This window comes from Pseudomonadota bacterium (assembly GCA_023229365.1).
Classification (GTDB): Bacteria; Myxococcota_A; Polyangia; order JAAYKL01; family JAAYKL01; genus JALNZK01.
On the sequence record JALNZK010000194.1, the window covers coordinates 1 to 6,953 of the forward strand.

5 protein-coding genes and 1 tRNA gene are annotated in these 6,953 nt (G+C 71.7%); all 6 read right to left on the bottom strand.

Annotated elements, in window-relative coordinates; translation table 11 throughout:
- On the bottom strand, window positions 1-1,054 hold a 1,054-nt coding region (locus tag M0R80_30475), incomplete at its 3' end, for a transposase (GenBank protein MCK9463965.1).
- 315 nt (window positions 1,055-1,369) lie between these two features.
- On the bottom strand, window positions 1,370-4,441 hold the full coding sequence (locus tag M0R80_30480) for a sulfatase-like hydrolase/transferase (protein MCK9463966.1): 3,072 nt from the start codon (window positions 4,439-4,441) through the stop codon (window positions 1,370-1,372).
- A gap of 57 nt (window positions 4,442-4,498) precedes the next feature.
- Window positions 4,499-4,572, bottom strand: a tRNA-Cys gene (locus tag M0R80_30485).
- 38 nt (window positions 4,573-4,610) lie between these two features.
- Window positions 4,611-5,189: a methyltransferase domain-containing protein gene (locus M0R80_30490; protein ID MCK9463967.1), complete on the bottom strand. Its 579-nt coding sequence runs from the start codon at window positions 5,187-5,189 to the stop codon at window positions 4,611-4,613.
- On the bottom strand, window positions 5,186-6,490 hold the full coding sequence (locus M0R80_30495; protein ID MCK9463968.1) for a hemolysin family protein: 1,305 nt from the start codon (window positions 6,488-6,490) through the stop codon (window positions 5,186-5,188). Before M0R80_30495 ends, M0R80_30490 begins: the two co-directional genes overlap by 4 nt.
- 64 nt (window positions 6,491-6,554) lie before the next feature.
- The coding region (locus tag M0R80_30500) for a short-chain dehydrogenase (GenBank protein ID MCK9463969.1) at window positions 6,555-6,953 on the bottom strand (399 nt) is incomplete at its 5' end.

Below are 6,953 nucleotides of genomic sequence, written 5' to 3' on the forward strand. Positions count from 1 at the left end.
TCGCTGCGAGCCGCTCCAATAGTTCGAGCGGGTGGAACACGAGGGCGGTCGTGCCGTCCGACCACTTCGTCTTCTGCGTGAGGAGGATGTTGCCGTCCGGTAGCTCGCGAAGACGGCTCTCGGCAATGGGCGGGCGCAACAAGTAGCGGAGCATCCGTTCGAGGCGATCGCGCTCCTCGGGTTTGGCCGGTGCGCCAGCGTGAAGATCGAAACCCTGATACCGTGCGTGTCTCTTGCGCTTCGGCGCCTTGACGACCTCGTCCGGTTCCTCGCCGATCCGCCGCACACGTTGCCCCGTTCGAGGACCGAACGCGGAGATCCCCTGCACCGAGGCGCCGCTCGCCGCCGCGAGCGCCGGGCTCTCCTCGACGAACGGATCGTCCCAACCGCCGTCGTCGGTGGAGATCGAGATCCGCGTCCGGCCGAGCAGGCGGAGGACGCCCTTTCGAACCGACTTCACTATCACTGCGACGTCCTCGGTCGACGGCGCGGGCAGCCTGTGGAACACGAGCTCCCCGTCAACCTCGACGAACACGCCGTCGAGCGCCGCCATGTGGAAGTGGACGTTGAGATTCAACGCGCCCCCGGCGCGCTGGATCACGGTCACGGCGCCGGTCCGGGCGTTCACGTATCCGCGATCCTTCGCCCTTTTCCGCTGGTACCTGTCGAGCGCTCGCCAGAAGATCCGAAGCACCTTCAGGCTCAACTCGTGATCCCATGCCAACCTGTAGCGCAGCGCGAACGGCACGCTGAGCACCCACTGGCGGACCGGCACGAGCGGAAACACGGAGTCGACGAGGTGCGCGGCGAGCTCGGCCATGCGGCGTCCCGCGCAGCTCGGGCACGCGGCGCGGCGCTTGCACGAAAAGGGAACGAGACGTTCCTTGCCGCACGTCTCGCACTTGAGCCGCGCGAAGCCGCCGGAGAGCGAGCCGCAGGCGAGGAACTTCCGTAGCTCGTCGACGACGAAGTCCGGGACGCCCTCCCCGTCTTCTGACCCGCCGCGTGCTTGGCGGAGAAACTCCTCGAGGTTCTCCCGCACGACCTTGTGCAAGACGGTTGCCTCCGGCGATCGCGGCCGATAGCCGGCCGGGGCGGAGGCGAACGACGAGCCGAGCGACCAAGCTGGCTCTCTCTGGCGGGCAGCTTGTTGCACGCCGCGGCGGGAACCACGATGCGTGCCGAATCGGCGGAATCAGGAAAGACGCGGATATTCGCAGTTGCGCGTCACCGTGAGCGGCGGCGACGCCGGCGGGTGGCGGCGGGCGCCGGTAGCTCGAACACGAGCCCGCCTACATCCTGCGGGCTTCGGCGCGGTCGTCGATCTCCGAGGTCGAAGGCGGTCTGCGGCCGGCGCCCGGGTCGGCCGCTACTTGGCGAGCACCAGGAAGTAGTCGACCTCGAACGGCGCCGCCTTCGCGAGCTGGAGCTCGACCGTGTGCTTGCCCGACGGGAAGGCGTCCGCCCCGATCTCGATCCGCGCCTCGTGCATCTCCTCGCCGCGCAGCTCGATCGACGCGATCTTCCGGCCGTCCACCGCGATCGCGAGCGGGATCGCGGCCCCCTTGTCGGCGTCGAGGTGCCGCGCGCGGACGATGAGCGTCGCGCCCTCCGCGGCCGCGGCGTCGAACGCCAACCGCGCCTCCCGTCCCTTGGTCGCGCACTTCGTCCGCTCGAGGAACTCCTCCGGCAGCACGCGCTCCTTCTCGGCGCAGTCGCCCCACCCGCCCGCGAGCGCCGGCGCGCCCTTCGCGACGTCGGTCCCGAAGAGCTTCCCCTCGCCCACCGCGCCCAAGCGGACGAGCGCCTCCGCGGTCCACTTGATCTCGTGCTCCTCAGCGAGGACGCGGAGCAACCTCGGCACGGCGGCCTCGAGCTCCAGCCACCCGAGCGCCACCACCGCGTAGCCGCGGATGTCCGTGTGCGTGTCGTACTTGAGCACGTCCACGAGCGTGTCGTAGGCGCGCGGATCGCCGATCTTGCCGAGCGCGAGCACCGAGAGGTAGCGCGTGCGCTCCTCGGCGATCGTCTCGATGAGCGGCTCCACGGCCGCGGGATCCCGCAGATCGCCGAGCAGCCGGATCGCGTTCTCCCGCACCTTGAGATCGTCGCGGCCGAGCGCCTCGACGAGCGCGGGCACCGCCGCCGCGTCGCCGAGGCCGCCGAGCGCGAGCGCCACCCTGTCGCGGACCGCGGGGTCGTCGTCGTAGAGCGCGTCGCGCAGGAGGTCGCGGCCCCTATCGATCTTCATCGACACGAGCGCGAGCGCCGCGGCGCGCGCGACCGCCGCGTCCGGATCGTCGACGAGCACCTCGAGCCGCTCGATGCCGTTCCACGCGCGGATCTCGGCGATGAGCCCGAGCGCCTCCTCCCTCCTGGCGGGCGGCGCGGCCCCGTCCTCGGCGAGGCGGAACAGGCCCGGGAGCGCCCGCGTGTCGCGCATGCGGCCGAGCGCGAGCGCCGTGCCGGCCGGATCCTCGCCGCGGCTCAGATCGTCGAGCCAGAGCCGCGTCTCGTCGAGGAGCCGCTCCGCGATCCCGCGCCGCTCGTCGTACCTGTTCGTCAGCTCGCGGGGGTCGGCCTCGAGATCGTAGAGCTCGTAGAGCCCGCGTGACGGGTCCGCGACGAGCTTCCACGGCCAGTCGAGCGCCATGTGCTCGCGCATCACCGACGCGAAAACCGGCCGCGGCACGAGCGCCGCGTCGCCGCCGACGAGCGCGGGGCGCAGATCCCTCCCGGCCATCCCGTCCGGCGGCTGGCGCCCGAGCAGGGCGAGCGCGGTCGGCGCGAGATCGACGAGCGACACCGGGGTCGACACCCGGCGCGGCGCGGCGCCTGGGGTCTTGATGATCAGCGGGACGCGGGTCTGCTCGTCGAACAGCGACGATCCGTGGTAGTGGCCGCCGTGATCCTCGAACTCCTCGCCGTGGTCCGCCGTCAGGACGATCACGGCGTCGCGGGCCAGCTTGTCCTCGAGGTAGTCGATCAATCGCCCCACCTCGGCGTCCGCCGCGAGGATCTCCCCGTCGTACCTGTCCCGGGGCGCCTCGCCGAACCGCTTGGAGAGGTACGGCTCGTGCACGTTGAAGTAGTGCGCCCAGACGAAGAACGCCGGCTCCCCGCGCGCGACGAGGCGATCGACCTCGGCGATGACGTTGTCGGTCAGCTGCTCGGGACGGGGCGCGCCGTGGCTCGCGTCCGTGAAGCCGAACTGCTTCTTCCGGTAGCACCCGACGCTGTCGCCCTCGGTGAAGAAGATCCCTTGCGTGTAGAACGCCGAGGTCTCGTACCCCGCGGCCCCGAGCTCGTCGGCGAGCGTCCGGTGGTCGATCGGCCTGCCGAGGATCGCCTCGTCGTGGAGGTAGCGTGAGGTGTGGAACGACGAGATGGAAAACGAGCTGTGCGGCGCCGTGCAATAGGCGCGTTCGAACACGGTCGCGCGGCTCGCGAGCTCGTCGATCCGGGGCGTGAGCCGTCGCGCCGTGTGGCCGTACGCCCCGAGGCGGTCGGCGCGCAGCGCGTCGATGGTGATGAGGACGAGGTGCGCGCCCGGGAACGCCGGGAGCACCGAGGCGGCCGCCGCGCTCCGCTCCTTCCTCTCGCGCTCGTACCGCTCCCGGCGGGCGGCGGCGGACGGCCTCGGCCCCTCGTCCACGCGGCGCGGGCCCGAGGTGAGGCGGACGACGTTGGCCGCGGTCGTCGTCCGCTCGTAGAGCGCGACCTTCACGACCTGTCGAAGGTCCAGGGTCAGCGCCGCCACGGCGCAGGCGGCGGCAGCGGCGAGCACCCCCACGATCGCGGCGACGGCGACCGATCGGCGCACCGGGCCGCGCGCGAAGACGATCTGGAAGGCGAGCGTCAGCCCGCCGAGCGTGCACACCGCGAGCGCCGCGTGCAGGTAGAGGTACAACCGCCGGTACTGGTTCGCGTCGCACCACCGCATGCAGAGCGACGCCGCGACGAGGATCGCCGCTGCAATCGCGGTGATCGCGTCCAGCCGGGCGCGGCGATCCGCGCGCGCGACGAGTGCGAGCGCCGCGCGGGCGCCGGCGAAGACGAGCGCGACGAGGACGACGATGGTCGCCGCGACGAGCGCCGGCCGCGCGGGGAGCTGCGCCGTGACGCCGCCCTGGAAGAGCCGGAACGCGACGTAGACGAGCGCCGGTGCCGAGACGACGGCGACGAGCGCGGCGGCGAACCCGTGTTCCGACCGGCCCAGGCGCCTTCCGAGCGCCGCCCCGGCGGCGACGACGGCCGTGCAGAAGCACGCGAGCAGCGCGCCGGCTGCGCCGAGCCGCGCACCGATCTGGAGGGTGAGGAGCGCGACGTCGGACGGGCGCGACACCTCGGAGCGGGCCTGGTCGAGATCGAGCGCCGCGGCGACGAGGCCGGCCGCGACGCCGCTCAATACCGCGGGCGCGAGCGGCGCGAAGCGTTTCAATCCCCGGGCGTTTTCAGTGACTTCGTGATCCATGGGACGAGCGCGATGGGCTCAAGTTGGAGGCGCCGACCAGATTCGAACTGGTGATGAAGGTTTTGCAGACCTCTGCCTTACCACTTGGCTACGGCGCCACGAACGGGGGTGGATACTAGCATCACGACCTCTCTTGTCAATCCGAGCGATCTCCGCCCCGGCCGACCACCCCGGCGGTCACGACCCACGGCGCGCCGCCGCGACCGGGCGGGACGGTCTGCGAGATCTCCCGGAGCCCGGCGGACATGGCACTCGCGCACAGGACGTCTCGCCGGCAGGGGGGCTGCGTGCCCCGGCGCAGGGCGCCAAACGGCCGGACGAGGGCGCCGCGCCTCCCGTCGGTCACCGGGTGCGGGAACACGATCGCGCCGCCGGGGCGGACGAACGGCGTGAGCGCACGGATCGCCGCCGCCGGATCGGCGCCGCGCGGCAGGCCGGCGGTGAGGACGAGCGCGTCGAGGCTCGACGGCCGAAACGGCAGGGCCGCGAAGCGCGCCTCCACGATCGCGAACGGCCGCTCCCCGGGGAGGCCGAGCCTTTCCGCCGCCCGGAAGAGCACACGAAACCTGTCCCCGGCGACGACGGTCGCGTGCCCCTCGGCGAGCAGGGAGCAGAGGAGCCCCGGGTTCCCCCGGTAGAAGACGCCGATCTTCAACCGCGCGCGGCCGGCGCTCCTGCGCAACGCCGCCAGGACGGCTCCCGCGACGTCGGTCAACCGCCCGCCCCTTCCCCGGCATCGGGCTTCGGGATCCCCTTCTTGCGGATCTCGAGCCTCTTCACGTGCCGCGCGTCCGCGTCGATCACGGCGATCTCGAACTCGCCCCGATCGACGATCTTGCCGCGCCGCGGGATCCTCCCCGCCTCGGCCACGACGTACCCGCCGACCGACGCGTAGTCGCCGGTGTCCGGGATCTCGATCCCGGTCTCGTCGTGCAGGTCGTGGATGGAGATGCGCGCGTCGACCTGCCAGCGCCCTTCCTCGGTCTTCTGGATGAGCGGCTCCTCGGGATCGAACTCGTCGCGGATCTCGCCGACGAGCTCCTCGATGATGTCCTCGAGCGTGATGAGCCCCGCGGTGCCGCCGAACTCGTCGACCACCATCGACATGTGCTGGCCGCGGCGCCGCATGTCGGCGAGGAGGAGGTTGATCTTCTGCGTCTTCGGGGCGAACAGGGGCTCGCCGCGGACGAGGTCGCCGGCGGTCGTCGTCTCCGGCACGCTCCGCCTGTGGATCTGCCGCAGCACGTCCTTCGCGTACAGGATCCCCACGACGTGGTCGAGGTTGGCGTCGAACACCGGGACGCGCGAGTGCCCGCTCTCGATCATCATCTGCGCCACGTCCATGAGCGGCGTGCGCCGATCGATGCCGATGACGTCGGTCCGCGGGATCATGACGTCCTTCACCATGGTGTCCGGAAACTCCATGGCCGACATGAGGAGCTCGCCCTGCCCCTGCTCCTCGAAGACCTCCTGATCGACGCCGCGCCGGATGTGGAACTCGATCTCGTCCTCCGTGGGCGCGTCCCCGTCGTCGTGATCGGCCCAGCGCCCGGCGATGAGCCCGGGGATCCGGGACAGGAGCCACGCGACCGGGCGCAGCAGGAAGTCGACGACGAGCACGATCCGGAGCAGCGGCACGACGACCCGCTCGGCGTTGTGCAGCGCGATCCCCTTGGGCGTGATCTCGGCGAACGCGAGGATGACGAGCGTCAGCCCGAACACGGAGATCGCCTCGGCGTAGTTCGGCACGAAGTAGAGCGCGACGCGGTAGCCGAGGACCGAGCAGAGGATGTTCGCGATGTTGTTGCCGACGAGCAGCGAGGCGATGATCCTCCTCTTGTTGGCGGTCCACCTCTCGAGGATCCCGAACCGGCGGAAGTCCTGGTTGATGAGCACCTCGGCGCGCGACCGCGTGATCGTCGTGAGCGCCGTCTCCGAGGCCGAGAAGAAGGCGCTCGCCACGAGGCACGCGGCGATGCCGATGAGCTCGCCGATGGGTAGGTCGCCGTCCGTCATTCTCTCTCACTCTCCCGCGCCGCGTCCGGCACGTAGCGATCGATTGCACACCCTCCCCGTTTCGTCAAAACGGGAAGCGGACGGAGGTCGCCTCTTCGCTCGCCGCCCACAGGCGCGATGCGGCCTCCGCGTCCCGGGCCCGGGCGCTCGCCGCCGCCTCTCCGGGGCCGCCCCGCAGCGCCGCGAAGCCGCTCGGGCCGAAGAAGTCGCCGCCCCGCACGCCCGGCGCCGTGGCCGCGTACAGGGACGGCAGCGCGCCCCGCGCGGCGGGCTGGGCGATCAGCCGGTTGCCGAGCCGCATGATCGCCGCCTGCGGCCGGGATCCTCCGAGGCGGGCGCTCGTTCCCTGCAGCTCGGTCGCGGCGTAGCCCGGGTGCGCGGCCGCGGCGACGACGTCGAGCGCCGCCGCCCGCAGCCGCCGGTCGAGCTCGAGGTTGAACAGGAGGTTCGCGAGCTTGCTCTG